Genomic DNA, 26,783 nt, shown 5'->3' on the forward strand with positions numbered 1-26,783 from the left:
CTTGCACAGGAACGCAACCATGAGTGTGCCTCGCAGACTGCATCTGAACACCAACGTGACCGGCACGGGCCGTCACCCCGCGGGATGGCGCACGCTCGACAATCCAAAGTCGATCGTCGACCTGGGTTTCTTCACGGAGATTGCCCGGATCGCCGAGCGCGGCAAGCTCGACGCCGTGTTTCTGTCCGACGCGCTGGCGCTGCGCGGCCACGCGCACGGGCCGGCGCAGTCGCTCGAACCGACCGTGCTGCTGACTGCGCTCGCGGGTGTGACGCAGCAGGTCGGCCTGATCGCCACTGCGTCGACCACGTTCAACGACCCGTTCAATCTCGCTCGCCGGTTCGCGTCGGTGGATCACCTGAGCACCGGGCGGGTCGCGTGGAACGCCGTGACGACCTACGACCCGGACGCGGCCGCGAATTTCAGCATGAACCTTCCGCTCGACAAGGACGCACGCTATGCACGCGCGGGGGAATTCGTCGATGTCGTGCTGAAGCTGTGGGATAGCTGGGAAGACGACGCGCTGATCGCCGACCGGGCGAGCGGCCGCTATGCGGACCCGGCGCGCGTGCATGCCATCGCGCATCGCGGTGCGTACTTCCAGGTCGATGGGCCGCTGAATCTTCCGCGCAGTCCGCAGGGGCGGCCGGTGCTCGTGCAGGCGGGCGGCTCAGAAGCCGGTGTCGCGCTGGCCGCGCGTCACGCGGATGCCGTGTTCACCGCGCAGACCACGTTCGACGGCGCGCAGGCGTTCTATCGGGACATCAAGGCGCGCGCTGTCACGCAGGGCCGTGACCTGGACCATCTGCTCGTGCTGCCGGGCCTGTATCCGGTGATTGGCGGCACGCTGGCCGAGGCACGCGAACGCAAGGCGGAGATGGATGCGCTGCTCGACCGCAGCTCGGAACTCAACAAGTTCGCGCGAGCGCTTGGTCTTACAGCGAGCGATCTGCAACTCGACGCGCCGCTGCCCTACGAACTGATCGACAAGGGCAACAGCACGGATGTCTCGCGCGGCTTCATCCGCGCCACGGTGCAGTTGGCCCGGAGCGAAAACCTGACCGTGCGCGATCTGCTCGACCGCAATCCCGGCGCGCACCGGATGGCCGTCGGCACGCCGGAGACCATCGCGGACGACATCGAACGCTGGTTCACCGGGCGCGCGGCGGACGGCTTCAACCTGAATGCCGACGTGTTCCCGTCGGCCTCGCGGACTTCGTCGATCACGTCGTGCCGCTACTGCAGCGCAAGGGCATTTTCCGCCGCGACTACGAAGGCGCCACGCTGCGCGAGCACTACGGCCTGCCACGGCCATCGAGCCGCTATGCGCAAGAGGCGGACGCGGCCAGCGCCGTGAGCTGAGATCCTGCTTTGCCATGCATGGCCCGGTTTCATTGCCGTGCGCCACCCCGTTTCACTTGAATGAGGACACCTATGTCTTCCAGAGAATCGACCCTGAGCGCTGTGCCTTCCACGACGCCCGGCAGGCTTTCCGCGCGGCTGTCGAGCCTGCGGGAGCCGGCATGGCGCGCCATCGTGCCGGTGGTGCTGATCGCGCTGTGGCAAGCAGCGTCGTCGCTTGGCGTGGCAAGCGAGTTCGTGCTGCCTTCGCCGGCATCGGTGCTGGCCGCCTACCGCGAGTTGTGGCAGTCAGGCGACCTGCAGGAAGCGCTGAAGATCTCGCTGGCGCGCGCAGCGCTGGGGCTTCTGATTGGCGGCGGAGCAGGGCTGCTGCTCGGCGTCGCGGCAGGTCTGGGCAAAGCCGCCGAGCGCGGTCTCGATAGCGTGCTGCAGATGCTGCGCACGATTCCGTTCATCGCGCTCGTGCCGATTTTCGTCGTGTGGTTCGGCATTGGCGAGGTGTCGAAGATTGCGCTGATCGTCGGCGCGGCGCTCTCGCCAATGTATCTCAGCACCTATCACGCGATCCGCGGCATCGATCCGAAGCTGCTGGAACTCGGCCGCACGTTCCGGCTGTCGCGTCGCCACCAGATCCGCCTCATCATCCTGCCGATGGCGCTGCCAGGCATCCTCGTCGGCGTGCGCTATTCGGCCGCGATCGCGCTGCTCGCGCTCGTCGCGGCGGAGCAGATCAATGCGAGTGCGGGCATCGGCTATATCCTTAACAACGCGAACCAGTTCCAGCGCACCGACATCATCATCGCGGGCATTCTCGTCTATGCGGTGCTTGGGATTGGTGTCGACGCGCTGCTGCGTTTCGTCGAACGCAAGGCGCTCGCCTGGAGGGGGAACCATGTCTGAGGTCATCGCTGCCCCGGCTATCGATACGTCGCCCGTTGTCGCGAGACTGGCCGGCATCAGAAAGCGCTACGGCGAGAACCTGGTGCTCGACAATGTCGATCTCACGGTGCGCAAGGGCGAGTGCGTCGCGCTGGTCGGGCCTTCTGGCACGGGAAAGACCACGCTGCTGCGCGTGCTGGCCGGGCTCGAATCCGCCTCGGGCGGCAGGGCCGACGTGTCGCAGAGTACGTCGGTCGTGTTTCAGGAGCCGCGGCTTATCCAGGCGCTGCGCGTAGGGAAGAACGTGCTGCTTGACGACGCCGGTTTGCCCGACGCTCAGCAGCGCGCGCGTGCCGCACTGCAGGACGTGGGGCTCGACGACAAGCTGGAAAGCTGGCCCGTCAGTCTGTCCGGCGGCCAGGCGCAACGCGTCGCGGTTGCGCGGGCGCTCTATCGCAGTCCGGAATTGATGCTGCTGGACGAGCCGTTCAGCGCGCTCGACGCGTTCACGCGTCGCAGCATGCAGAGTCTCGTGCTGAAGCTGTGGGCCAAATACGCTTTTGGCCTCGTCATCGTCACACACGATCTCGACGAAGCCCTCGTGCTCGCCGATCGCATCGTCATTCTCGCGCGCGGCAGGATCTGCCACGAAACACGCGTCGACCTGGCGCGCGAACGCGACGTCACATCGCCGGAATTCAATGCGCTCAAGCGCGATCTGCTGCGGCAGTTTTCGCTCAGCGTCTCGTGAAGGTTCCGTTTGTCTGAATTACTTGGCTATTCTGTAAAGGTATCCATGTCATTGATTAAATCCCTCTTCGCAGGCGTCGCGCTCGCGGTCGCCGCTGTCACGCTCACCCTTTCCGGCACGGCGAGTGCCCAGAGTCAGCCCGACCTGAAGCAGACGAAGCTCGTGATCGCCTATCAGGACCCCGCTTTTCCCGCGCTGATCCGCAAATCCGGCGTGGTGAGTTCAGCGCCGTACCAGATCGAATGGGTGCTGCTGACCGGGCCGGCGGCGAACCTGTCGGCGCTCTACGCGAACCGGATCGACCTGGGGCACATGGGCGATACCTCGCTTACCATCGAACAGTCGAATGCACGCACGCAATGGACGAAAGACGCCACACCCTTGCGCATCGTCGCGGGCTGGCGCAATGCGCATTCGAAGGACTACCCTCCGGTCGTCACCGCGGTGCGCGCAAGCGCGCAAATCAGTAGCGTGGCGCAAATCAAGGGGCACAAGGTCGGCTACAACTACGGCGGCTATAACCATTCGCAGTATCTCGCCACGCTGGTGAAGGCAGGGCTGACCGAGAAGGACGTGGAGCCGATCAAGTTCGCGGACGGCGCGACCTCCGCGGCCGGTTTCAACGCCGATGAAGTGGACGTGTACGCCGGGGCGCTCGGGCCGATCTTGCCCACGATCAGATCGGGTGCGGGCCACATCCTGCTGACCGACCACAACACGCAGATTCCCGCGCTCAACGTGTGGGCGACGACGTCCGCCGACCTGAAGGATCCAGCCAAAGTCGCTGCGCTGCAGGACTTCTTTTCGCGCATGTCGGGTTACTGGGCGTGGCACGATGCGCATCGTGCCGACGTGATTGGCGTGCTCAAGGACACGCTGAAAGTCTCCGACGAGCGCGCCGCGTTCGAATATGAAGTGCGCAGCGGCGGCTTCGTGAAATTCGACGCGGGTCTGATTGGCGAGGAGCAGACGATCGCCGACATCCTGTACGACGGCCATGCGATCCGGAAGAAGGTCAATGTGGCCGTGGAATACGATCCGCAGTTCAACGCCGCGCAGAAGGCCGTCTGGCCGGTCGCATCGAAAAAGTGAGCCTGCGCCGCGCAACACGGCGTGTCTATCACGCTGATAACCCAAAAGGGCCGACGCCCTTAGCGATGGAAGTGAGCGATGTCCAACAGAATCCAGGCGGCTACCCTGAAACGTTGGCTGCATGACGGCAACGAAATTGCGCTGTTCGACGTGCGCGAACATGGACAGTACGGCGAAGGCCATCCGTTCTACGCCGTGCCGCTGCCCTGGAGCGTGCTGGAACGCGACGTGGGTCGCCTCGCGCCAAACCCGCGTGTGCGCCTCGTGGTGTTCGACGACGACGACGCGCAGGCGGGGCCGGCGGCTTTGGCCGCCGCCCGGCTCGGGGCGCTTGGCTATACCGCGGTGCATCGGCTCGAAGGCGGCGCGCGTGCGTGGCGTGACGCGGGCTTCGTGCTGTTCAAGGGCGTGAATGTGCCGTCAAAAGCGTTTGGCGAGCTGGTCGAAGAGACTGCGAAGACGCCGCATATTTCAGCCGGGACGTTGCTGCGGTGGCAGCAGTCGGCGACACCGCCCGTCGTGCTGGACGGCCGGCCGCTCGGCGAGTTCGCGGCGATGAGCATTCCGGGCGCGTCGTGCTGCCCGAACGGCGAACTCGCGTTGCGCATCGGTACGTTCGTGCCCGACGAGCAGACGCCGGTCGTCATCAACTGCGCAGGGCGTACGCGCAGCATCGTTGGTGCGCAGACGCTGATCCATCTCGGCCTGCGCAATCCTGTCTATGCGCTCGAAAATGGCACACAGGGGTGGTTTCTCGCGAATCTGCCGTTGGAACATGGCCAGCGGCGTCGCTATGCCGACGGCGTGCCACCCGCGCCGGCGCGTGTCGCGGCGGCCCGCGCGCTGGCCGAGCGCACAGGCGTTGAGTGGGTCGATGCGGACACTGTGCGCAACTGGGCCGAAGCGGCTGAGCGCACCGTTTATCTGTGCGATGTCCGCACGCCAGAGGAATTCGCCGCCGGCTCCCTGGTTGGCGCCCAGCATGCCCCGGGAGGACAGCTACAGCAGGCCACGGATCAATACATCGGCGTGCGTCACGCCATCATCGTGCTGTTCGACAGCGACGGCATTCGCGCGCCCGTGACCGCGAGCTGGCTGCGTCAGCTTGGGCACGAGGCGCTTGTGCTGGAGGGCGGGCTGCGCAGCGGGCTGGCGCTCGCTGTGCCTGGCGTGCCCGATTCCGTCCCGCTACCGTTGGTGGACGCGGCTACGCTCGCCCGCGGAATCGCGGAGCGCAGCGTGTCGGTCGTGGACCTGCGCTCGAGCGCGGCGTGGCTGCATGCGCATGTGCCCGGCAGTCGCTGGTCGATCCGACCTCGACTTGCGGCCACGCTTGCGCATTGTGGACGCGCCGTGACGATCGTCGCCGACGAACCCCATCTCGCCGCGTGGGCCGTGTCCGATCTTCCTGAGGCAGGGGATCACGACATCAGTGTGCTCGACGGCGGCTTCGCGGCATGGCGCGAGTGGGGCGGCGCTGTCAGCGATCAGGTGAGCAACGGGGCCGGCAACGAGGAAACCACGCTTTTGCCTGAAGAACGGCTGGATTTTCTGTACTTCGTCCATGACCGGCACGCGGGGAACAAGGAAGCGTCCAGAGCATATCTCGCCTGGGAGCTTGGGCTGCTTGCACAGCTCGATGACGAGGAGCGCGGCGGATTCCGGCCAGCGACGTAACGGGTCAGTGACAGCTCGGCCGTGTGGTCAGGTCGGGACTATCGAGGCAGTCGCAATGGCCACCGACCAAACTTCCATCCCGCTCAGCTTTTGTTAGACGCGAACTTCTGAATTCTATTTGAATGAAATGAACGCCCCCACCTAGTCGCATGCTTCGCTCGATCGGCTCGATGCTGTGAGCAAAACCATCAATCTGGCGTTCAGGCTGATCATACTGGACACTCGTCGAACCGAAGGGGATCTGTCATGGCACATACTATTATGGGCGTAGACATTGCAAAAAACTTGATGCAGGTCCACTGGGTGAACGCGGACACCGGTGAGGTCGTGAACCGGTCGAACAAGAGGGCAGCGTTTCTTGAGTACTTTGCGAATCGGCAGACGTGCCTCGTTGGGATGGAATCATGCGGTGGGTCACAGCATTGGGCCCGGCGGTTGATTGGGGGCATCAGGTGAAGCTGAAGCCGGCGAAGTCCGTCAAGGCTTTCAACATCCGCAATAAGAACGATGCTGCCGACGCGCGTGCGATCTGGATGGCCACCCAGGTAGAGTGCAAGGCAGTTGCCGTGAAGACCGAGGCCCAGCAGGCCGTGCTTGCCCTGCATCGCATGCGGCGGTCGCTCGTGAAAATCCGCACGATGCAGATCAATAGCCTTCGCAGGCTGTTGAGCGAGTACGGTGAGGTGATGGGAGGAGGTAGGGCAGCGCTCGACAAGGCAATAATCGAGATTCTGGAAAGGTTGTCAGGACGCCTTCCCGCAATGTTGATCGATACGCTGCGGGAGCAATGGCGAGGTCTGGAGGCGATCGACAGGCAGATCGGGCAGATCGAGCGTCGGCTTCGGGAGTGGATGAAGGACGATAACGCAGCCACGGCAATCGCGGCAATCCCAGGCCTGGGATTGCTCACCTCTACGGCCGCAGTGGCAACGATGGGACACGCTGGGGCATTTAAATCCGGCCGCGAGTTTGCCGCATGGCTGGGTCTCGTGCCGGGACAGACCGGCTCAGGCGGAACCATCAGGCTACGAGGAATCAGTAAGAGAGGGGACACGTATCTCAGGACTTTACTGGTTCATGGGGCGCGCAGCATTGTCTATCGGGCCAAAGAGCCGGGGCAATGGGTTGAACAGATGAAGCAGCGGCGTCCATTGAATGTCGTAATCGTTGCCATGGCCAACAAGGGGTAATCGTTCGAATCGTGCAAAATCTGGCGGTTCGCACAAAAAATACAATATCAATCAATGGTTTGCGAAACCCTTATTGTGCGACATTCACAGATCCGAAAACCCTTGGGTGCAGGCACATCAGCGCCCTGCTAACGCCAGATTCTGCATGGAAAGCACGATTACCCCTGCTCGCACTCGGCGTGGCCACGGCCACGTCGGGCGCGGCCGCGCGCGGCGCATGGGCCACGCGCTTCGCCTCGGCGGCAGAACTCGTGTTCACGTCCACGCCGGTGTTCTGGGGCGGGTTGTTGCTGCTCATCGTGTTCTCGTTCCACTGGCGGCTGTTTCCGGTCTCCGGCGCGGCAGGGTGGCGCTCGCTCGTGCTGCCGGCCATCACGCTCGCGCTGCCCACCGCAGGCATGCTCTCGCAGGTCATGCGCGAAGCGCTCGATGCCGCCTTCGAGCGGCCATTCGTGACCACTGTGCGTTCACGCGGCGTTTCCGAAGCCCGGCTGCGCGTGGGCCATCTGCTGCGCCATGCGTTGCTGCCGGTCGTGACGCTCGGCGGATGGCTGATCGGTGGCGCCGTCATCACCGAGAAGCTGTTCGGCCGGCCGGGCCTCGGCAGCATCACGCTCGACGCTGTGACGTCGCCGGATGTGCCCATGGTGCTGGCGGTCGTGCTGCTGGCCGCCTTCGTGCATGTGGTGATCTCGACCGTGCTCGACATCGCCTATCTGTTCATCGACCCGAGGTTGCGCAGCCAATGAGCGATATTTCCGTTTCTTCCGAGCAAGCTTCCAGCCGCCCGCGCGCGAAGGCAGGGCTGCCGCGGCTCACGCGCGTGCCGCCTTCCGTGCTGCTCGCGGCGGCGTTCCTGGCCCTGCTCGCGTTCGCCATTACGCTGCCCACTGCGATCACGCCTTATGACCCGTTGCTGAGCGACGTCGCGCACGCCATGCAGCCGCCCGACGCGGCGCACTGGCTCGGCACCGACCGCATCGGCCGCGACGTGCTGGCGCGCGTGGTCTATGGCGCACGCTACTCGCTGCTCATCGGCCTCGCGAGCATGCTCGTGAGCCTCGTGATTGGACTCGTGATCGGCCTGTGCGCGGGTCTTGGACGGCGGCTCGTCGACGAGTCGGCGTCGCGCGTGTTCGACGTGCTTTCGGCGTTTCCTCTCGTGCTGCTCTCGCTGTTCGTGGTCTCGTTTCTCGGCCAGGGCATCGTCAATATCGCCGTGGCGGTCGGTATCGCGAGCATTCCTAAATTTGGGCGCGTGCTGCGCGCGCAGACGCTCGTCGTGCGCCGCGCCGACTACGTGACGCAGGCCGTGATCTTCGGCCTGTCGCGCCGCGAGGTGTTCTGGCGCCACGTGCTGCCGAATGTGCTGGCAGTGGTGCCCGTGATCGCGACGATCGACATCGGCAGCGCCATCATCGCGGTTTCGGGACTCAGCTTTCTCGGGCTCGGCCCGCAGCCACCGACGCCGGAGTGGGGCGTGATGCTCGCCGAAGGGCGCGACGTTCTGCGCGTCGCGTGGTGGCCGAGCGTGTTTCCGGGCCTGGCGATCACGCTGACGGTGATCGCGTTCACGACGATCGGCAAGCACCTGTCGCGTATCTATGGAGTTCGTACCCGATGAGCGAGATTTTGACTTCCGCCGCCACGCCCGCGTCCGCGCGTTTGACAGGCCGCACCCTCGTAGACGTAAGGGGCCTGTCGATCGGGTTCGCGGATGTCAACGGCGGCGGCCCGCTCGTGCGTGGCGTCGATCTGACGATACACGCGGGCGAATGCGTCGCGCTCGTCGGCGAATCGGGGTCGGGCAAGAGCCTCACTGCGCGCAGCCTGATCGGCCTCGCGGGCACGCATGCGCGCATCGACGCGCAGCGCTTCGAGATCGACGGCCGCGCGGCGCTCGAGTTTCGCGAGCGCGACTGGCGCGCGGTGCGCGGCGGCTTCGCGGGGCTCGTGATGCAGGACGCGCTGGTTTCGCTCGATCCGCTGCGCACGGTGGGCCGGGAGATCGGCGAGACGCTCGCACGCCACGCGAAGCGGCAATCGCGCGCGCAACGCGCGGCGGCCGTGCATGCGGTGATGCGCGACGTGGGCATTCCTGAACCCGAGCGCCGTGCCGCACAGTATGCGCACGAGCTTTCGGGTGGCCAGCGTCAGCGCATTGTCATCGCTCGTGCGATTGCTTCGGAACCCGCATTGATAGTTTGCGACGAGCCCGTTTCCGCGCTCGACGTCTATGTGCAGGCGCAGGTGCTCGACCTGCTCGGCGAGTTGCAGGCGCGGCTTGGTACCGCGCTGTTGTTCATCTCGCACGACCTCGACGTCGTTCAGCACGTGAGCGATCGCGTGCTGGTGCTCAAGGACGGCCGCGCGGTCGAGACCGGCGCGACAGCCGAGGTGTTTTCGGCGCCCCAGGCCGACTACACGAAACGGCTGCTGCGTTCCGCGCCCACCTTGCAGACGCAACGCCGGGCGGCATAACGTCCCGAAGGCGAAAGCGGCGCGGCACAAACTGCTGCCGCGGCTTTCGCCTGACTGTCACACGCAAGCCACCTTGCCACCTTGGCTGGCCGCGAAAGCTGCCCATTTCGGCCCAGGCGCCCCTTTCCTGTCCCAGCCCCCGCGCCTGATATCACGCCCGTTCCGCCTCGATCCGCTTCGTCGCCGGGTCAGATACCCCTTTCTGAGCCGCCCACGATATCTGCATCGCATACAAGATTCGTTAGTTTTATTCGTTATCAAAGCGTAAGGTGGCGACTACGATGCTCACATGCATGTCTCAAGAACGATCTGTGAGCAGCTCACGAAAGGCGCGTGCGAGATGAACGAAACCGGCGAAGCAGGCAGACAGCAGGACGCGGGCGGCTCGCCCGCATTGCGCGGCGAGGACGCCTACGGGCGTATACGCCGCGATGTGCTGTCGTGCCGCTTCATGCCCGGCGCGACACTTACCGAAAGCCAGTTGATGGAGCATTACGGACTCGGCAAGAGCAGTTGCCGCGTCGCGCTCGTGCGGCTCGTCCACGAAGGCTTCATCCGCGCGATGCCGCGGCAGGGGTACCGTGTCGCGCCCATCACGCTGCGCGACGTGGAGGAAGTGTTTGCCCTACGCGTGCAACTGGAGCCGCTTGCCGCGCGCCTTGCGTGCGGGCGCGTCGACGTCGCGCTGTTGCGGCGGCTGGAAGCCGCGTGCCGCGTGCCGTATCCGGAGCGCGAGCTGTCGGATCAGATCGACGTCTTTCTGGACGCGAACCGGGAATTCCATCTGGCGATTGCGCAGGCCAGCGGCAACGTGCGCCTGCACCATACGCTCGCCAACCTGATGGACGAGATGTCGCGCCTCGTTGCGCTTGGCTTTGGCGTGCAGGGCACCAAGCCGGAAATCCGCCACGATCACAATGCCATGATCGATGCGTTCGAGAAGAACGACGAGCGGCGTGCGGAAACCATCGCGCGGCGCCATATCGAGACCTTCCGCGACATGACCATGGAAAAGGTCTACGCGAGTCTTTCCAGCTCCGGAGCTTCGCTGCCGGTGTTCACGGTGGCGGAGCTGCGGCGATGAGCGCGGCGGCCATTTCGGTGCGCGGCATCGGCAAGCATTTCGGCATGCTAAAGGTGCTGGACGACATCGGCTTCGAAGTCGGGGAGAGCGAGGTCGTGGCGCTGCTCGGCGCGTCCGGCTGCGGCAAGAGCACGCTGCTCAATATCGTCGCCGGGCTCGCGGCGCCCGACGCGGGGGAGCTCTGGCTGCATGGCGAGCGCGCGGCAGGGCGCGACAAGCGGCGCTCGCTCGCCTACATGTTCCAGGAGGACCGCCTGCTGCCGTGGCGCTCCGTGCGGGCGAACATCGAGTTCGCGCTCGAAGCGACGCGGCCACGCCTGCCGGCGCGCGAGCGGCGCGAACGCGCGGCCGCGACGCTTGAAACGGTCGGGCTCGCCGCATTCGCGGAGCACCATCCGCATCAGCTTTCGGGCGGCATGCGCAGCCGCGCGGCGCTGGCGCGCAGCCTCGTCGGGCAACCGGGCATCCTGCTCATGGACGAGCCTTTCTCGAAGCTCGACCCACAGACTCGCGCACAGATGCACAGCGAAGTGCTGCGCCTGAAAACGCTGCGCCCCACCACGATCCTGTTCGTCACGCACGACGTGGAAGAGGCGATCGTGCTCGCCGACCGCGTGATCGTGCTGGCGCCGCGACCCGGCCGCGTGCGCAAGATCGTGAACGTAAGCCTGCCGCGCCCCCGCAGCGCGACGGATGCCGATGTGGCGGAGGCGATCCGCCGCTTGCGCCTGCTGGTATGAGCCCTATGGAAATGCTTCGAACACAACGTAACAGTTTCACGATGTCCACCGTGCTTTCCCGCTCCTTAGTTGCCGTCGTGGCACAGCGTGCGGCGCTCGTGGTCCTGCTACTGGCCGTCTGGTCGCTGGCCGCGCGGCACATGCCGGCCTTCGTCATGCCGGGCCCGCAGAAGGTTGCGCTGGCGCTCGTCGCACTGGTGCGCTCGCCTTCGTTCTTCAGCGATCTGGGCGCCACGCTGTACCGCGTGCTGGCAGGCTTCGCGCTCGCGGCCGTCGTTGGCGCGCCGCTTGGCGTCGCGCTCGGCGCGAGCCCGCGTGCGGCACGCTTCTTCGAACCGCTGCTCTCCATCGTGAACACGGTTTCTTCGGCCATCTGGGCCGTGTTCGCGATCATCTGGTTCGGCATCTCGAACGCGACGACCGTGTTCGTGGTCTTCATGACCGCCATGCCGCTGATCCTCACCAACGTCTGGCAAGGCGCCTTGACGGTCGAGGCGCAGCACGTCGAACTCGCGCGCAGCTTCCATTTTTCGCCCGCGCAGATCATGCGCAAGATTTATCTGCCGACCATCCTGCCGCACTTCTTTGCCGGCGCGAGGCTCGCATTCGGTTTCGGCTGGCGCGTGTCGCTCGTGGCCGAGACGATTGGTTCATCCAACGGGATCGGCTACCGGCTGCGCCAGGCGGCGGACCTCGTGCAGACCGATCAGGTGTTTGCCTGGACCGTCACGCTCGTCGTGCTCATGCTGCTGCTCGAAGCGGGCATTCTGAAACCACTCGAAAGGCGCCTGTTTCGCTGGAAACGCGCGGCCTGAATCCACAGCCAACGGGGATAGATGATGCAAACGATCAGGACTCTTAATCGGGCCGTCAGGGCGGCCCTGGTTGCCGCGGCCACGGTGGGCGCGGTGCAGACAGCGCATGCCGAACCGGTGCGAATCGGCTACTGGACGAGCGGCGTGAGTCTCGGCTTCGGCGCAGTGCTCGAAGCAAAGCCGTTCCTGCAACAGCGCGGACTCGACGTGCAGTTCGTGCATTTCGCCGACGTGAACGCGCCGAACCGGGCGCTGGCCGCGAACGCCATCGACTTCGCATTCGCCGCGCCCGCCGCCGCCGTGTTCAGCTCGGCCGCCCAGGGCGCGCCGCTGCGCATCGTGCTCGCGACCCAGCCTGCCGACGTGGCGTTCGTTGCGCCCGACGACTCGCCGATCCACGCGCTGGCGGACCTGCGCGGCAGGAAGGTCGGCATGTCGCCGCCGGGCAGCTCGGTGGCCTCGATCGCGACGGCCGTGCTGCAAGGGAACTACGGCATTCGCAGCGCGGACTTCTCCATCGTGCCGGGCAACGAAGGGCGCCTCGCGCAGTTTCTCGTGCAGAAGCAGGTCGATGCCGCCGCGCTGCGCACGATCACGGTCGCACAGTTGAAGGACCTGAAAGTGCGCCAGCTCGGCTCGTTCGGCGACGAGTGGAAGAAGCTCACCAAGAGCGACGCCGTGCCGTATATCGGCGTGAGTACCGTGCGCGCCGACTGGCTCACACAGCATCCCGGCGACGCGGCGAAGCTCATCGCGGGCTTGCGCGACGCGCTGCAATGGGGCGCGACGCATCACAGCGAGGTCTCGGCGATCCTGCAAAAGAGCGCCAACCTGCCCGCCGCCGACGCGGACGCCTACGCGGCGCGCTGGGCGGAGATCAACCGCGTGACGTTCGAGCCTTCGGACATCGCGACCTTGCAGCGCGAACACAAGATCTTCGTGGATGGCGGCGTGATCGAGGGCGAGTTGCCCGCGGGCCTGTTCGATAGCGCGCCTTACGCCGCGTCGCGATCCATTCACTGAACCTTCACCTTTACCTGAATTCATTCGGAGTTCGATACATGGCAGTTTCCCTCCCATCCACGATGAAAGCGCTCGTGCTGCGCGAACACGGCGATCTGGACCAGCTCGAAGTGGTGAGCAACAAACCGGTGCCCCAGGCGGCGGCCGGTGGCGTGGTGATTCGCGTGCGCGCCTCGTCCTTCAACTATCACGACGTGTTCACCGTGAAGGGCATGCCGGGTATCAAGGTGCCGCTGCCCGTTGTGATTGGCCTCGACATGGCGGGCGAGATCGTCGCGCTGGGCGATGGCGTCGACGGCTGGAAGGTGGGGGACCGCGTGCTCGTCAATCCGCTGAACCGCGAAAAAGGCCTGATGGGCGAGATGCTCGACGGCGGCATGGCTCAGTATTGCGCGGTCGCCGCCGAGCAACTCATTGCGCTGCCCGAATCCGTGAGCTTCGAGGCGGCCTCGGCATTGCCGGTTGCCTACGGCACGGCGCACCGCATGCTCATCACGCACGAAACGGTGAAGGCGGGCGACCGCGTGCTGATTCTCGGCGCGAGCGGCGGCGTGGGCACGGCTTCACTGCTGCTTGCGAAACAGCTTGGCGCGGAGGTAATAGCCTGCGCGGGCAGCGACGAGAAAGCGGCGCAACTGAAGGCGCTCGGGGCCGACCATGTCGTCAACTATCGCACGACCGACTTCTCGAAGTGGGCGATCGGGCAATACGGCAAGCCGCAACGGCGCAGCCAGGAAGGCGGCGTGGACGTGCTCGTGAACTTCACGGGCGGCGACACATGGGTGCCCTCGCTCAAGTGCGTCAAGCGCGGCGGTACGGTGCTCGTGTGCGGCGCGACGGCGGGCCACGACCCGAAGGAAGACCTGCGCTACATCTGGAGCTTTGAGCTGAAGGTGATTGGCTCGAACAGCTTCTACGACGACAACCTGCGCGCGCTGCTCGACCAGATTGCGCGCGGCGAACTCACGCCCGCCATCGACCGCGTGCTGCCGCTCGATCAGGCCGCCGGGGGCTTGCGGCTGATCCGCGATCGCGAGGTGCTGGGCAAGGTCGTCGTAAATCCGTAACCGAGGCATGGGAGAACAAATATGAGTCTGGAAGCAAGCACGTCCGCCTTGCGGGCTGCGGCGGAAGTTGAGGCGCGTCTGCGCCGCGGTCCTTATCACGAATGGCTCGGGCTGAAGGTGGTGGCCGTTGCCGAAGGCGAGATCGAACTGACCGCGCAATGGCGCGAGGAATGGGTCGTGAACCCTGAAAAGCGCTACACGCATGGCGGTATTCTCGCGGCGCTGGTCGATCTTGCCGCCGACTGGGCGCTCGTCTCGAAGACGGGGCGCGGCGTGCCGACCATCGACTTGCGCGTCGATTATCACCGTGCGGCGCTGCCCGGCGATTTGCGCGTGAAGGGCAAGGTGATCCGCTTCGGTTCGCAGGTCGCAACGGCTGAAGCGCAGGTGTTCGACGCGGACGGCAAGCTCGTCGCGAGCGGCCGGGGCGCTTACTCGACAGCAGCCGCGCAGCCGGCACGCCCGTGATGCTGACGCTCGACCACCTCGTCATCAACACGCGCTTCGATACCGATGCGGCCGAAGCGCTGTTTCGCGCGCTGGGCTTCACGTTGACGCCGCGCGGCTACCACACGCTCGGCTCGATCAATCACGCGATCGTGTTCGACGGCCACTATCTCGAGCTGATCGGCCTGCCCGCCGACGGCTCGGCCACGCGCCCGGAAATTGCGGCCAGCGCGCTCGGTGCGGACGGGCTCGTCTATCGCACCGACGATCCGCAGCGCACGCTCGACGATCTGTGCGCTGCCGGTTTCAAGGCGACGCCGCCGCAGCGTTTCTCGCGGCCGGTGGAAGGCCTGGGCGACGCGTGCTTCGTGACCGTGCGCCTCGCGCCGGGTCAGTTGCCGGGTGGCCGCATATATTTTTGCCAGCACCTGACGCCCGAGTTCGTGTTCCGCGAGGCGTGGCGCAGCCATGCGAACGCCAGCTACGCGCTTGCGTCGCTCCATCTCATCGACGTGCAGAGGGAAGGCTACGGGCGGCTTGGCGATCCGGCGCCCGGTTTCGATCTCGTCTTTCACAGCCGGGCGGCGTTCGACGCGTATTTCGACGCGCTGGCCGCACACGTGCCACGGGGCGCGTCGCGTTACGGCGCGATCACGATCCGCTCGCCGCAATGGCGCGCAATAGGTGAGCTTGCAACGAAAGCACAGTTGCCGTTCGTCGTGGAGGCGGCGCGTAGCGTCGTGGCGCTACCGGGCTTCGATACCTTGCTGGAGTTCGTGCCATGAGCGAGCCGCTGAATCTGGGCGACCTGATCGATCACGCCGCCGATCCCGGCGAACTTGCTCTCGTCGAACTCGACGAGGCCGGGGCGCCAGTGCACTACACCTACGGCGAGCTGGGTACACTGGCCAACCGCGTGGCGGCTGCGCTCGCGGCCCGCTACCCGCGCGGCGAACGCGTGGCGGTGCTGGCCGCAAACTCGGCGCATTACGTGGCGACGGTGCTTGGCATCATGCAGGCGGGTCTTGTCGCCGTGCCCGTCAACTTTCGTTTTCCGCGCGGGCTCATTGCCGATGTGATCGCGGACAGCGGCGCGCGGCTCGTGTTCTGCGACGCGAAGCGTGTGGCGGACGTGCCGCCCGCGCTCGCTGCCATTTTTTTCGATGCGCGGGCAATGAACCAGACGGAAAGCCTGCCGGACAACGCCGCGCCGTTTTCGTCGTTCGTCGCGAACGAGCGCACAACGCCTTTCGAAGCCGTGGTTCCGCAAGCGGACGAGCCCGCACTCATTCTCTACACCTCGGGCTCGACAGGGCGGCCGAAGGGCGTCGTGCTTTCACATCGAAGCCATCTGTGGGTCGTGCGCACGCGGCTGCAATCACAGCCGCTCGCGGGCGAGCGCGTGCTGATCGCTGCGCCGCTCTTTCACATGAACGCGCTCGCGCTGGCGTTTCTCGCGCTGTCCGCGCGTGCGACGACGGTAATGCTGCCGCAGTTCGACGCGAAGCACTACATCCGCGCGATTGCCGGCTGGCGTTGCACGTGGCTCACGGCGGTGCCGCCCATGATCGCGATGATGCTGCGAGAGCGCGAACTGCTGGCGCAAAGCGATCTTTCCTCGGTGCGCTATGTACGGATGGGCTCGGCGCCCGTGAGTGCCGCGCTCCAGGAGCAGATCCGCGCGTTGCTGCCGAACGCGCGCGTGATCAACGCATATGGCACGACGGAAGGCGGCCCGGTGGTGTTCGGACCACATCCGCAGGGCTTACCCACACCGTCGCTCTCGGTCGGCGCGGCGCACCCGCTGGTGGCGTTGCGGCTCATCGACGAAAGCGGTGCGGAGTCTGACCACGGCGAATTGTTTCTGCGCAGCCCCGCGCTGATGAACGGCTACCACAACCGCCCGGAGCTGCGCGCGCCGCTCACGCCCGACGGCTACTATCGCACGGGCGATGTCTTCCAGCGCGACGCCGAAGGCTTTTATACCTTCGTCGGCCGCCGTGACGACATGTTCGTGTGCGGTGGCGAGAACATCTATCCGGGCGAAGTCGAGCGTGTGCTCGAGCGTCATTCCGCCGTTGCGCAGGCTTACGTAGTGCCGGTGCCTGACGAGATCAAGGGCGAGAAGCCCGTGGCGTTCGTCGTGCTCAAGGCCGGTGCGCAGGCGGACGAGGAGACGCTCAAGCGCCACGCGCTGGAGCAGGCCCCGGCGTTCCAGCATCCGCGCCGGGTGTGGTTCGTGGAAACCGTGCCGGTTGCCTCGACGAACAAGATCGACCGAGCCGCGCTCAAGGCCGAAGCGGCGCGCCGCCTCGCCGCCGTAGCGGCCTCTCACACGGAACAGTGACCTCATGAAAACACGACGTATTGTTGCCGCCTGGCTTGCCGTTGCCGGCACGTCGCTGCTCGCGCTCGCCGCGAGCGACGCGCACGCGCTCGACACCGTCACCGTTGGACTCGCGATTCCCGCCGCCGTCCACGATGGCGCGCCCTACGCGGCCGCCGACAAGCTCGGCCTCTTCAGGAACGAAGGGCTCGACGTGAAGCTCGTCGTGTTCCAGGGCGCGGGCGCGCTCATTCCGCAGGTGGCAAGCAAGCGCGTCACGTTCGGCTACCCGACTGCCGAGCCGTTGCTGTCGAGCTACCTGAACGGCGGCACGCCCCCGCCGGTGCGCTACTTCTACAACGGCGTGCCCGCGAACACGATGGAATTCGCGGTGCTCGCCAGTTCGCCGGTAAAGATGCTCGCCGACCTCAAGGACAAGAAGATCGGTGTCGGCGCGCTCACGTGGGGCACGATTCCGGGCGGCCGCGCGGCGCTGCGCGAGGCGGGGCTCGAGCCGGGCAAGAATGTCGACTACGTTGCCGTCGGTTCGCTCGGCGCGGGATTTCACGCGCTGAAGACGGGCGCTGTGGACGCGCTGAACTTCAACAGCAGTTGGGACGACATGCTCGAACTCTCGGGCACGCCGATCCGGCGCATCCGCTACCCGGCCGTGTTCGACGCGACGGCGGGCAACGGTTTCATCGCCCATCGCGATACGTTCGCCGAGCGGCCGGACCTGATCGAGCGTTTTGGCCGCGCCTACACAGAAGCGCAGATCGTCTGCGACGCGAATCCCGCGTTCTGCGTGAAGGCGTTCTGGGAGGAGCATCCCGAATCGAAGCCGCAGGGCGACGAAGCGCAGAACCTGCGCGTGGCCGAAGAACTGCTCAAACGCCGGCTCGACCGCGTGCTGCGCACCGCCGACGGCAAGCCGCGCCAGCCCGGTGCGTACGACCTGCCGGCCGTGCGCGCGAACCTCGCGCAGATGCAGCATGTGGGCGAGTTTGCGCAGGGCAACGTGCCGCTCGATCAACTGTTCACGAACCAGTTCGTGGCCGCCTTCAGCCACTTCGACGAGGCCGCACTGCGCGAACGCGCCCGGCAACTGCCATGAGCGCGCGCATCGAGGTGACGCCGCGCGTCGCGCGGATCGACGTGGCCCGGCGCATCGTGCTCGCGGGCTTCGGCACGCATGCGCAGGTGGAGTTGACCGCGCGGCTCGCCATGCCCGATGGCAGCGAGTGGGTCAGTACGAACCGCTTCGCGGCCGACGGCAATGGCCGCGTCGACGTGAGCCAGGCCGCGCCGGTGTCGGGCGACTACGCGGGCAGCGGCGTGCAGCCGATGGGCATCGTCTGGTCGATGCAGTGCGTGAGCCAGCCGATGCGGCCCGAAAGCATCGAGCCCCTGACGATCCGGCTCGAGGCGCGTGACACGGCAGGCGCGAACGCCACGGCGGACTTCGTGCAGCAGTATCTGGCCGAAGGCGTCACGCGCCGCGAAATTCGCGAGGCGGGCGTGGTCGGCACGCTGTTCACGCCGGCAACGCCTGGGCCGCATCCGGCAGTGGTCGTGCTGAACGGGTCGGGCGGCGGTATCAACGAGCCGCGTGCGGCGCTCTATGCCGCCCACGGGTACGCCGCGCTCGCACTCGGCTATTTCAACGCGCCGGGTTTGCCCAGCGCGATCTCGCGCACGCCGCTCGAATACTTCGCGTCCGCGCTCGACTGGCTGCGCGCAAGCGTGCGGCCCGAGAACCGCTTCGTGGCCGTGGCGGGGCAGTCGCGCGGCGGCGAGCTGGCCTTGCTGCTGGCGGCAACGTGGCCTGAGCGTGTCTCGGCCGTGATCGGCTATGTGCCCAGCGCCGTGCTGCACGGCACGCTGCGCGCGGGCGCGCCGGGCGAGCCGCCGGATGCGGTGGCGTGGACGCTCGATGGGCGGCCGCTCGCGCATGTCTGGGAAAACAACGCGCAGGCGGACTGGTCCGCATTCCGGCATCCTCCCGCGCCTGGCGCACCGGTGCGCCAGGCGCCGGCCTTCGAATCCACGCTACGCGACGCCGCGGCCGTGGCGCGTGCGCGGATTCCCGTGGAGCGCATTGCGGGGCCCATCCTGCTCATTTCGGGCACCGACGACGGCTTCTGGCCATCGTCGCGCTACGCCGACACGATTACCGCGGACCTGCGCGCACGCGGCTTCGCGCACCCTGTCGAGCATTTGCGCTACGAAGGCGCGGGCCATTCGATCCTGTTCCCGCATACGCCGACCACGCAGATCGCGCGCGTTCACCCGGTTGCGGGCGTGCCGATCACGGCGGGCGGCACGCCGGCGGCGAATGCCCGCGCAAACGAGGCATCGTGGTCGAGCGTATTGCAGTTTCTCGACGAAGCGAGGCGCACGCGATGACGGCCAGCGCCTTTCAGGCCGAGGGCGTCTCGGTCCGCTACCGCACGCGCACGGGCGCCATCGACGCGCTGCTCGATGTCGACCTGCGTATAGCGGAGGGCGAGTTCGTCGCGCTGCTGGGGCCTTCCGGCTGTGGCAAGTCCACGCTGCTGAAAGTGGCGGCCGCCCTGATCGCGCCGACGTCAGGGCGTGCGAGCGTGGGCGGCGCGCCGCTGGCGAAGCCGGGCCGCCAGGTGGGCGTGGCGTTCCAGAAGCCGAACCTGCTGCCGTGGCGCAACGTGCTCGACAACGTGCTGTTGCCCGCGCACACACTGGGTTTGGCGATGGAGAGTGCGCGGGGAAGGGCGGCCGAACTGTTGAAGCTCGTCGGCCTCGATGCTTTCGCGCACAACTATCCCGCCGAGCTTTCGGGCGGCATGCAGCAGCGCGTGGGCATCGCCCGCATGCTGCTACACGATCCCGAACTCCTGCTGATGGATGAACCGTTTGCCGCGCTCGACGCGCTCACGCGCGAGCGGCTCACGCTGGAGTTGCAGCGCATCTGGCTCGCGCAGCGCAAGTCGGTGCTGTTCATCACGCACAGTATTCCCGAAGCGGTTTTCCTGGCTGACCGCGTGCTCGTCATGTCGGCGCGGCCGGGCCGCATCGTCGACGAACTGGCCGTGCCGCTCGCGCGCCCGCGCGATGGGGATACGCTCAGTTCGGCGGCATTCGTCGAGGCGTGCGCGTATTTGCGGAGGCATTTCCAATGAAGGCTCTACGAACCCGCGGCGGGTTGCCCGCTGTGTTCTACCCGCTCGCGAGTCTTGCGGCGGCCGTGGCCTGCTGGCAGGCCATCGTGGTGGGCTGGTCGATCCCCGACTATGTACTGCCCGCGCCAGCAGAAGTCTGGAAGGCGCTCGCTACGGGCTTCGCGGACGGCACGCTCTGGCCGCACATCGGCGCGACGCTGGGCGAGACCCTGCTCGGCTATGCAATCGGCAGCGTGCTCGCCGTCGTGACCGGCGCGGTGCTGGCGGAATCGCGCGTGTTCGAGCGCTTCGTGTTTCCGCTGCTGGCTGGTTTGCAGGCCATGCCGAAGGTTGCGCTCGGGCCGATCATACTGGTCTGGTGCGGTTACGGCAGTGCCTCGAAAGTGGTCCTCGTCGTGCTGGTCTGCTTTTTTCCGCTGTTCGTGAATACCGTGAACGGCCTGAAACGCGCCGATCCCGACCTGCTCGATGCCTGCCGCGCGTTTTCGGCGTCGCGCGCCTTTTTGTTCTTTCATGTGAAGCTGCCTTGCGCCGCGCCCGAGATTTTCAGTGGCCTGCAGATCGGCGTGTCGCTCGCGCTGATTGGCGCGGTGGTGGGCGAGTTTCTCTCTTCGCAGCGCGGGCTCGGCTATCTGATCAGCTCGGCTTCGGTAAACATGAGCGTCGCGACGATGTTCGCGGGCGTGGTGCTGCTGGCCGTGATAGGCGTGAGCGGCGCGCAGTGCGTGCGCGCCGTGCAGCGCCACGTGGTGTTCTGGGAACGCAGTGACGGCGACGCGCGCGGCTGAATAGAGTGATCGTCGACGCAAAGCGCGGGTTCGTCATGGGCACGTATATGAGCGTCGCGGTTAAGCAAGGCTTTTGCTGGGGAGACTCCTGGCCGCAGATACAAGCCACGGGGCAGGCGCTCACCGGGCCTGGAAGGCACGGTCGACCAAATGGCTCGAATCGGTGACAATCTCCTGGACAACGCAAAAATCCGTCCAGCGCGAATGATTATGGAAATCAGAGACAGTGCCGCCGAACCTGTCTGGATGCCGTTGGCGATTGCCGAATGTGGCGTCAGACGTTTTCCGGTCGGCGAAACCAATCCACGGATAGTCGAATATAACAACCTGACAAACCTCGCTGGCTACGACGACAAGATCTCCTGGTGTTCCTCATTTATTAACTGGTGCCTGGCAGGTGCAGGAGTTCGGGGGACGCGATCAGCCTTGGCTCGGTCCTGGCTTGATTGGGGCGTCGCCCTTGATGGCCCGGTCTATGGCTGCGTGACTGTGTTGATGCGCGACGATCCGACAAGCTGGAAGGGACATGTAGGCTTCTACCTTCGCCACGACGAAGCGTTCATTTATCTCCTTGGTGGAAACCAGTTGGATGAGGTTCGCGAGCTAGCTTATCCGGTTGCCTCGGTGCTCGGCTATAGGTGGCCAGAGCCTTCCTGATGGTTCCATGCTCGTCGACGAAAAACCGCTTTGGGTCGATGCCTGTGTGCCTTGTGGGTCGGCTGTTGCCGACCGCCGCGGGCGGATGTATTGCCCGTCAAGAGCCCGAAGTGGCAGAGCGATTGCTATCCAACTTCACTTGCCGATCTCTGGCACCGGCCAGTGACCGTGGACGACACACAAGCGCTGCCGTGCATCAATTGTGGCTGTCCGTCACCGCGTCGGGATGAGACGTTCGCGCGCGAAATTCCAGAGATCATCAGCTCTCGATGTTTTCGCTCGACTAGATAGCGAGTCACGGCAGATAAGGGGTTCACGCGCGATACTACCGGAAATCGATTCACGTTTCTTGTGGGCAACCAGTAGATTTCGCGGCTCATGAACTAAGGTTTGCAGTCGCATTCTCAATCACGACCGATTCAGTTCCGCCAGGGCCGGTGGAGTGTCGCGACGTCCGGCGTGCAGACAGAGCTCCACGGTCGGCAACGGTGGAAGACCGTCTTTTTCGCCGAGTTTTCTCAGCGACGATGACACGCCGGCCGACGTTCTCAATGTGATGCCTAAACCTGCCGCTACCCCGGACCAAAGGCTCTGAAGACTGGCCGTGGTATAGGCCAATCTCCAGGAGATACTTGCGTTCTCAAGCGCCGCAATACCGGCGCGGCGGAAGAAGCAAGGTGGATTGTATAAGGCCAGGTCCAACGGAAGTCCGGGCCTGAGGACGGCCCCCACACTCAGTCTAGCGACAATTTAATTTAACATAAATATAATGATGGAAGTTTGGTCAGTTTTGATTTGTAGTCCTATATGCTTTGCATCGGTGCAGTGCCAGTTCTGAAGCTGCCGGCATATCAATCCCGTAGCGCGAGCGCATGGAAGCCACCGTGCGGCGTGACCTCATCGGCCGCGCCGATCGTGGATGGCGTTTGACCTTGCTGGTCACGTCGCGCCAGTGGCACCTGTCAGGGCAGCTAGTCGTGTCTGTCAAAATAGCGGTATGCGTTCGCCAGCTACTGCGCACCCCATGCGCCTTGGCGGGGCGCATGTTGCCGCCAACGTCCGTTGCGGTCGACTCCCCCGATCTCGTCCGCTCCCAGAAAATGCGAGCTGCGACACCAGGCTTCTTCTCTGCGGGACTGTGTCAAAGTGATGCCCATCAGATCGGAAATGAGGGAGATCACTTTGATGTCTCCCTCAGCCACCGTCTATAACGGCCGCCACGAGCCGCTTACTCTTCATCTATCAGTAGTTCACCCCATCGGCGGAAGCCGGATCTGATACTAGGTGTTTACACCTACAATACATTTTATTTAATTCTAGATAATCTTTCTGAAAATAGCCCGAGCGGAACAGACGGACCGCTGACGATCGGCCAGTGTGGGGATGGCCACGCTACGGAGTGCTAATCAGCTTGCCCGGTTGATGGGCTGCCGAATACTGACATTCGAAAAATGTCGCCAGTGCCGACAACTTCGATAGGAGACGCCGTACGCATTTTTCAACAGCAACCCAGTTCAACAAGAGGCTCAAGCTATGAAATCTCACCTCAAACCCATCAACGCTGCGCTGACTCTCGCGTGCATCGTCATGGCCTACGGTCAAGCCGCTCTCGCCGACGTGACCGTGAAGATCGGCAGCGCTGCCCCGCTGACCGGCAACATCGCCCACATGGGCCAGGATGCGGCCGATGGCGTCAAGCTCGCCGTCCAGCAAATCAACAAGGCCGGCAATCTGGTCATCGGCGGCCAGAAGGTCGTCCTGGAGGTCGATTCGCTGGATGACCAGGCCGATCCCCGGACCGGTACGAATGTCGCGCAGAAGCTGGTCGACGACGGTGTCGTGGCAGTGATCGGCCACCTGAACTCCGGCGTGTCCATCCCCGCGTCCAAAATCTACCGCGACAACGGCGTCACGCAGATCACCCCGGGCTCCACCAACCCGCAGTACACGCTGCAAGGCTACAAGACCGCCTTCCGCATGATCGGCACCGACGCCCAGCAGGGTCCCGCCCTCGCCAAGTACGCCCAAAACCAGAAGGTCAAGTCGGTCGTCATCGTCGACGACGCCACGGCCTACGGCCAGGGCCTTGCGGACCAGTTCGAGAAGACCGCCAAGGCCGAAGGCATCCAGGTGCTATCGCGCGAGGCCACCAACGATAAGGCCACGGACTTCAAGGCCATCCTGACCAGGATTAAAGCCGAACGCCCCGACGCCATCATGTATGGCGGCGAGGACGCGACCGGCGGTCCCTTCGCCAAGCAGGCCATGCAGTTGGCCATTCGCGCCCGGATCCTGGCGGGCGACGGGGTCTGCACTACCGACCTGGCCAGGCTGGCCGGCGACGCCGCCGACAACCTGGTTTGCTCAGTCGCGGGCGGCGATCTGTCCGCGATGGCAGGCAGCGCCGCGTTCGGCAAGGAACTGAAGGCCGCGTATGGCCACGATCCAGTGGTCTACTCGCCGGTTGCGTACAGCGCCGTCTACGTGATCGTCGATGCCATGAAACGCTCCAACTCGATCACGCGCGCCGATATCCTGTCCGCCATGCCCTCGACCAGTCTCAACACCCTGATTGGCAATATCCGGTTCGACGAGCACGGCGACCTGAAGGACAGCTCCATCTCACTCTACAAATACGTCAAAGGCAAGCGAACCCTGCTGGAGGTCGAGAAGATGTAATCGAAGCAGGGCTGACGCGGGAGCCTCCTGGTCCCCCGCGCCCGCACCGCAGCGCACAGGGTGGATCTTTGCTGAGACCCTTGAATGGCCGCCGTCCCCGGCGGCGTTTCTCTTGTGCGCTCAGCAGGAGGGCGCTGCAAGCGGTGAGTCGCGACCTTGATTGAAAGAGATGTCGGGAGTCTGACTACTGTAGATTGACGCCCAAGGCAGCGAAGCGGCAATACGCCACGACAACTGCTCGCCCACCGCCCACCGGGTTGATTGAATGGACCGTCAGCCTGGGATACAAGAACATTAGGGCAGTACAGCGCTCAAACAAGCGCCCAGGTGGACGAGGCGCTAATCAGCGCCCAGCCTTTTCGCTGCGATTGGCACGACCAAGCTCGGCTATGAGCCGAATTCGTGCCTTTGATGCGTTCAGACCGTCATAACCTGCCGTGGTCAGCCCGAGGTTGTGCGCGCGATCATAGGCATATTTGGTGACGGCTGGATTGACCCGGAAACCATGGGCGCAGCGTGTCGATAGCACGACAGGGATATGTCCAGCGGCTTCCCTCAGAAGTCTCTCTGACTGCGCTGAGAAGCCACCTGCGCCCTTGCCTGCCACGACGATACCGTCGAGTCTGGAGATATCCGGGAAGCCAACGAGTAGCCCGAAGGTCTCCGTGACGATCGCAACGCGGGCGCCGAGATCGGATACATCGAGTTCCGCGTAACTCTCGTCAACGATTCCCGATCCTGCGAGCGTGACGATATCGGCTTCAATGGAGCCGCGGACCGCCGTATCTGGTCCGAAGGGCTGAATGGCCTGCGGCCATACCTTGACGATCGAGACCGGGTCGAAAATCCGTCCCGCAAAGGCAACGAGGGCGCTCGCGCCCTGCGGCATGGCCCTTGCCAGATTTGCAGAATCCGCCAGATTGCGCGGACCATCGGCATTGGCATTGCCACCGGGGATCGCAGCACCGGTCAAAACGACAGGCCGGTCACGATCAAAAAGCAGAGCGGCGGCATAGGCGACATCTTCCATTGCGTCGGTGCCGCAGCACATGACGAACGCGTCGCTCTCCCGATCCTGCCGTATGACATCCCGAGCACGGCAAAGTGAGGCGAAAGTCAGATCGCAGCTATCGACAGGATCGATGTCATGTCCGATCCAGTCTGCCTGACCGCTCAATGCGATCAGATCGCGTGCCAATAGACGCTTGATCGTCCCGTCAACCTGGTAGCTTTCCGTGATGGTTCCGCCACAATTCAGGAGTCCGATTTTCATTAGGGTCGGCCTTTAGACAAGAGTGTCGAGAGTTTGCGAGTACATATCCGCGATGGCTCCGGCGTTCTTGATACCCGTGCCTGTTAACAGGACAACCGTCTCCTCCCGCGCCCGAATCGCCCCAACCCGGGTAAGCCGGTCAAATCCTGCAACCGCAGTCGCCGAAGTCAGCTCCGGCAGAAGACCTAGTCGCGCAATCCGCCTGAGCGCTTCGACGATTGCCTCTTCTTCCACAGCCACAGTCGTGCCGCCCGTCTCCCTGACAGCGTTGACCACCTGCGTGAGCCGTAGAGGATGGGCGATGGCCGTCCCCTCGGAGACTGTCTTTCGTATCTCGCGCGAAACAGGAGTCGTGACGCCGGCCTGGAAGCTGGCATCGATGGGAGAGCAGTTCAACGGCTGGCAAACGAAGAGCCTGGGCATTTTGTGAATCTGACCCGCGCGCATCAATTGCGAGAACGCCAGGTAACAGCCGAGTACATTGCTGCCCGCGCCTGCAGGCATGACGATGTTGTCCGGCGCCTGGAAGTTGAGGTCCTCCCAGATTTCGTAGCCGACCGACTTGGTCCCTTCGAGGAAAAATGGCTGCCAGTTGTGACTGGCGTAGAAGATGCTCGCGGACTGCCGGACTGCCTCGTCCTCGCACGCCTGTCGAGGCCCGTCGACCAGTTGTACCTCCGCCCCGTAGGCTCGCATCTGGGCGATCTTCGCGGGCGACGCGTAGGCGGGCGCCAGAATCTTCACGCGCATGGTGCCCGCAGCGCCATAAGCCGCCACCGAAGCTCCGCCGTTGCCTGAACTGTCCTCCAGAACGGACGCGATACCTTGTTGCCGTAACATCGAGAGCATCACCGTGGTGCCGCGATCCTTGAAGCTGCTGGTGGGGCTGAACCACTCCAGCTTGAAATACGGCCGGTGGTCGTCCCATATCTTCTGGATCAGCGGGGTGCACCCTTCTCCCATAGAGATGGGGGAGACAATCTCGACTGGAAGCGATGCGCGATAGCGCCATTGGGAGCGAAGGTGTCGGTCGATGTCATCCCGGGAAATTCCAGCCAGCGGCGAGATCAGGAGCGGTCTGCGGTCGTCCGAACACCACCGGGGCGTGTCTAAACGATAAGTGGTGCCGCTGAGCGGCTCAACATAGTGCGGGTTCAAGTTTCCGACTCCTCTTTGGCGCATACCGGATCGCTGCAAGAGCAAGACGATGATGGCTGTGACGTTGTTGGGTGTTACGGGAAGGCCATTGGTTGATGAAAAGGTGGCCCTTGGGGAGCCAAACGTCAGGCGCCCT

Annotated in this window: 23 protein-coding genes and 3 pseudogenes; 23 read left to right on the forward strand and 3 right to left on the reverse strand. The window is 64.8% G+C overall.

Translation table 11 applies throughout. The features are described 5' to 3' along the window. Positions 1-19: 19 nt before the first annotated feature. The 22 genes and pseudogenes from BFD71_RS12355 (at position 20) to BFD71_RS39065 (ending at position 21,537) form a co-directional block, all read left to right on the forward strand. Positions 20-1,362: pseudogene (locus tag BFD71_RS12355) on the forward strand (LLM class flavin-dependent oxidoreductase). A 72-nt stretch (positions 1,363-1,434) separates the two neighbouring features. Continuing rightward, positions 1,435-2,262: an ABC transporter permease gene (locus tag BFD71_RS12360; RefSeq protein ID WP_069264030.1), complete on the forward strand. Its 828-nt coding sequence runs from the start codon at positions 1,435-1,437 to the stop codon at positions 2,260-2,262. Beyond that, positions 2,255-2,992, forward strand: a complete 738-nt coding sequence (locus BFD71_RS12365) for an ABC transporter ATP-binding protein (protein ID WP_069264031.1) — start codon at positions 2,255-2,257, stop codon at positions 2,990-2,992. The genes BFD71_RS12360 and BFD71_RS12365 overlap by 8 nt, the downstream gene beginning before the upstream one ends. A 45-nt stretch (positions 2,993-3,037) precedes the next feature. After that, positions 3,038-4,084, forward strand: coding sequence for an ABC transporter substrate-binding protein (locus BFD71_RS12370; protein WP_069264033.1), 1,047 nt, complete (start codon positions 3,038-3,040; stop codon positions 4,082-4,084). Between the two features lie 78 nt (positions 4,085-4,162). Beyond that, positions 4,163-5,761: a rhodanese-like domain-containing protein gene (locus BFD71_RS12375; protein ID WP_069264035.1), complete on the forward strand. Its 1,599-nt coding sequence runs from the start codon at positions 4,163-4,165 to the stop codon at positions 5,759-5,761. Between the two features lie 246 nt (positions 5,762-6,007). Further along, positions 6,008-6,951, forward strand: a pseudogene (locus BFD71_RS12380) (IS110 family transposase). A 179-nt stretch (positions 6,952-7,130) separates the two neighbouring features. After that, positions 7,131-7,700 carry an ABC transporter permease gene (locus BFD71_RS12385; RefSeq protein WP_256094641.1) on the forward strand — a complete coding sequence of 190 codons (570 nt, stop codon included), beginning with the start codon at positions 7,131-7,133 and terminating at the stop codon, positions 7,698-7,700. Next, entirely contained in the window at positions 7,697-8,575 is an 879-nt protein-coding gene (locus BFD71_RS12390; protein ID WP_069264037.1) for an ABC transporter permease, read from the forward strand. The genes BFD71_RS12385 and BFD71_RS12390 overlap by 4 nt, the downstream gene beginning before the upstream one ends. Next, positions 8,572-9,432: an ABC transporter ATP-binding protein gene (locus tag BFD71_RS12395; RefSeq protein WP_069264039.1), complete on the forward strand. Its 861-nt coding sequence runs from the start codon at positions 8,572-8,574 to the stop codon at positions 9,430-9,432. The genes BFD71_RS12390 and BFD71_RS12395 overlap by 4 nt, the downstream gene beginning before the upstream one ends. Before the next feature lie 340 nt (positions 9,433-9,772). Then, complete coding sequence (locus BFD71_RS12400; protein WP_069264041.1) at positions 9,773-10,516, forward strand: GntR family transcriptional regulator; 744 nt, start codon at positions 9,773-9,775, stop codon at positions 10,514-10,516. Beyond that, the gene (locus BFD71_RS12405; RefSeq protein WP_069264043.1) at positions 10,513-11,256 is read left to right on the forward strand and encodes an ABC transporter ATP-binding protein; all 744 of its coding nucleotides are present in this window, start codon (positions 10,513-10,515) and stop codon (positions 11,254-11,256) included. The genes BFD71_RS12400 and BFD71_RS12405 overlap by 4 nt, the downstream gene beginning before the upstream one ends. Before the next feature lie 50 nt (positions 11,257-11,306). After that, positions 11,307-12,071, forward strand: a complete 765-nt coding sequence (locus BFD71_RS12410) for an ABC transporter permease (RefSeq protein WP_256094642.1) — start codon at positions 11,307-11,309, stop codon at positions 12,069-12,071. Positions 12,072-12,164: 93 nt separating this feature from the next. After that, complete coding sequence (locus BFD71_RS12415) at positions 12,165-13,094, forward strand: ABC transporter substrate-binding protein (RefSeq protein WP_256094643.1); 930 nt, start codon at positions 12,165-12,167, stop codon at positions 13,092-13,094. Between the two features lie 62 nt (positions 13,095-13,156). Beyond that, positions 13,157-14,161, forward strand: coding sequence for a zinc-binding dehydrogenase (locus BFD71_RS12420; protein WP_176732875.1), 1,005 nt, complete (start codon positions 13,157-13,159; stop codon positions 14,159-14,161). Positions 14,162-14,182: 21 nt separating this feature from the next. Next, positions 14,183-14,629: a PaaI family thioesterase gene (locus tag BFD71_RS12425; RefSeq protein ID WP_069264049.1), complete on the forward strand. Its 447-nt coding sequence runs from the start codon at positions 14,183-14,185 to the stop codon at positions 14,627-14,629. Then, a complete protein-coding gene (locus BFD71_RS12430; RefSeq protein WP_069264051.1) occupies positions 14,629-15,393 on the forward strand; it encodes a VOC family protein in 765 nt (254 codons plus the stop codon). The genes BFD71_RS12425 and BFD71_RS12430 overlap by 1 nt, the downstream gene beginning before the upstream one ends. Then, the gene (locus BFD71_RS12435) at positions 15,390-16,955 is read left to right on the forward strand and encodes a class I adenylate-forming enzyme family protein (protein WP_069264053.1); all 1,566 of its coding nucleotides are present in this window, start codon (positions 15,390-15,392) and stop codon (positions 16,953-16,955) included. The genes BFD71_RS12430 and BFD71_RS12435 overlap by 4 nt, the downstream gene beginning before the upstream one ends. Positions 16,956-16,959: 4 nt before the next feature. After that, positions 16,960-18,048 carry an ABC transporter substrate-binding protein gene (locus BFD71_RS12440; protein ID WP_069264055.1) on the forward strand — a complete coding sequence of 363 codons (1,089 nt, stop codon included), beginning with the start codon at positions 16,960-16,962 and terminating at the stop codon, positions 18,046-18,048. Further along, entirely contained in the window at positions 18,045-19,340 is a 1,296-nt protein-coding gene (locus BFD71_RS12445; protein WP_069264057.1) for an acyl-CoA thioesterase/bile acid-CoA:amino acid N-acyltransferase family protein, read from the forward strand. Before BFD71_RS12440 ends, BFD71_RS12445 begins: the two co-directional genes overlap by 4 nt. Continuing rightward, a complete protein-coding gene (locus tag BFD71_RS12450; RefSeq protein WP_069264059.1) occupies positions 19,337-20,092 on the forward strand; it encodes an ABC transporter ATP-binding protein in 756 nt (251 codons plus the stop codon). The genes BFD71_RS12445 and BFD71_RS12450 overlap by 4 nt, the downstream gene beginning before the upstream one ends. Further along, a complete protein-coding gene (locus BFD71_RS12455) occupies positions 20,089-20,880 on the forward strand; it encodes an ABC transporter permease (protein WP_069264061.1) in 792 nt (263 codons plus the stop codon). The genes BFD71_RS12450 and BFD71_RS12455 overlap by 4 nt, the downstream gene beginning before the upstream one ends. A 246-nt stretch (positions 20,881-21,126) precedes the next feature. Beyond that, positions 21,127-21,537, forward strand: coding sequence for a TIGR02594 family protein (locus BFD71_RS39065; RefSeq protein ID WP_083245225.1), 411 nt, complete (start codon positions 21,127-21,129; stop codon positions 21,535-21,537). Positions 21,538-21,913: 376 nt separating this feature from the next. Here BFD71_RS39065 and BFD71_RS39070 read toward each other — a convergent pair. Next, positions 21,914-22,254 (reverse strand): annotated as a pseudogene (locus BFD71_RS39070) (LysR substrate-binding domain-containing protein); the annotation flags it as partial. A gap of 816 nt (positions 22,255-23,070) precedes the next feature. Between BFD71_RS39070 and BFD71_RS12460 the strand changes: the two are divergent. Continuing rightward, on the forward strand, positions 23,071-24,216 hold the full coding sequence (locus BFD71_RS12460) for a branched-chain amino acid ABC transporter substrate-binding protein (RefSeq protein WP_069264063.1): 1,146 nt from the start codon (positions 23,071-23,073) through the stop codon (positions 24,214-24,216). A 343-nt stretch (positions 24,217-24,559) separates the two neighbouring features. Here the strand turns inward: BFD71_RS12460 and BFD71_RS12465 are convergent, their stop codons facing one another. Both BFD71_RS12465 and BFD71_RS12470 read right to left on the reverse strand, forming a co-directional pair. Beyond that, positions 24,560-25,489, reverse strand: coding sequence for an asparaginase domain-containing protein (locus BFD71_RS12465; protein ID WP_069264066.1), 930 nt, complete (start codon positions 25,487-25,489; stop codon positions 24,560-24,562). 12 nt (positions 25,490-25,501) lie between these two features. Then, on the reverse strand, positions 25,502-26,647 hold the full coding sequence (locus BFD71_RS12470; protein WP_256094644.1) for a threonine synthase: 1,146 nt from the start codon (positions 26,645-26,647) through the stop codon (positions 25,502-25,504). Between the last annotated feature and the right edge of the window lie 136 nt (positions 26,648-26,783).

This window comes from Paraburkholderia nodosa, assembly GCF_001718195.1.
Taxonomy (GTDB): domain Bacteria; phylum Pseudomonadota; class Gammaproteobacteria; order Burkholderiales; family Burkholderiaceae; genus Paraburkholderia; species Paraburkholderia nodosa_A.

What these genes read in the sequence shown, in the direction of transcription:
- BFD71_RS12360 (WP_069264030.1), top strand. Translation starts at nt 1,435, where the DNA reads ATGTCTTCCAGAGAATCGACCCTGAGCGCTGTGCCTTCCACGACGCCC.
- BFD71_RS12365 (WP_069264031.1), top strand. Translation starts at nt 2,255, where the DNA reads ATGTCTGAGGTCATCGCTGCCCCGGCTATCGATACGTCGCCCGTTGTC.
- BFD71_RS12370 (WP_069264033.1), top strand. Translation starts at nt 3,038, where the DNA reads ATGTCATTGATTAAATCCCTCTTCGCAGGCGTCGCGCTCGCGGTCGCC.
- BFD71_RS12375 (WP_069264035.1), top strand. Translation starts at nt 4,163, where the DNA reads ATGTCCAACAGAATCCAGGCGGCTACCCTGAAACGTTGGCTGCATGAC.
- BFD71_RS12390 (WP_069264037.1), top strand. Translation starts at nt 7,697, where the DNA reads ATGAGCGATATTTCCGTTTCTTCCGAGCAAGCTTCCAGCCGCCCGCGC.
- BFD71_RS12395 (WP_069264039.1), top strand. Translation starts at nt 8,572, where the DNA reads ATGAGCGAGATTTTGACTTCCGCCGCCACGCCCGCGTCCGCGCGTTTG.
- BFD71_RS12400 (WP_069264041.1), top strand. Translation starts at nt 9,773, where the DNA reads ATGAACGAAACCGGCGAAGCAGGCAGACAGCAGGACGCGGGCGGCTCG.
- BFD71_RS12405 (WP_069264043.1), top strand. Translation starts at nt 10,513, where the DNA reads ATGAGCGCGGCGGCCATTTCGGTGCGCGGCATCGGCAAGCATTTCGGC.
- BFD71_RS12420 (WP_176732875.1), top strand. Translation starts at nt 13,157, where the DNA reads ATGAAAGCGCTCGTGCTGCGCGAACACGGCGATCTGGACCAGCTCGAA.
- BFD71_RS12425 (WP_069264049.1), top strand. Translation starts at nt 14,183, where the DNA reads ATGAGTCTGGAAGCAAGCACGTCCGCCTTGCGGGCTGCGGCGGAAGTT.
- BFD71_RS12430 (WP_069264051.1), top strand. Translation starts at nt 14,629, where the DNA reads ATGCTGACGCTCGACCACCTCGTCATCAACACGCGCTTCGATACCGAT.
- BFD71_RS12435 (WP_069264053.1), top strand. Translation starts at nt 15,390, where the DNA reads ATGAGCGAGCCGCTGAATCTGGGCGACCTGATCGATCACGCCGCCGAT.
- BFD71_RS12440 (WP_069264055.1), top strand. Translation starts at nt 16,960, where the DNA reads ATGAAAACACGACGTATTGTTGCCGCCTGGCTTGCCGTTGCCGGCACG.
- BFD71_RS12445 (WP_069264057.1), top strand. Translation starts at nt 18,045, where the DNA reads ATGAGCGCGCGCATCGAGGTGACGCCGCGCGTCGCGCGGATCGACGTG.
- BFD71_RS12450 (WP_069264059.1), top strand. Translation starts at nt 19,337, where the DNA reads ATGACGGCCAGCGCCTTTCAGGCCGAGGGCGTCTCGGTCCGCTACCGC.
- BFD71_RS12455 (WP_069264061.1), top strand. Translation starts at nt 20,089, where the DNA reads ATGAAGGCTCTACGAACCCGCGGCGGGTTGCCCGCTGTGTTCTACCCG.
- BFD71_RS39065 (WP_083245225.1), top strand. Translation starts at nt 21,127, where the DNA reads ATGCCGTTGGCGATTGCCGAATGTGGCGTCAGACGTTTTCCGGTCGGC.
- BFD71_RS12460 (WP_069264063.1), top strand. Translation starts at nt 23,071, where the DNA reads ATGAAATCTCACCTCAAACCCATCAACGCTGCGCTGACTCTCGCGTGC.
- BFD71_RS12465 (WP_069264066.1), bottom strand. Translation starts at nt 25,489, where the DNA reads ATGAAAATCGGACTCCTGAATTGTGGCGGAACCATCACGGAAAGCTAC.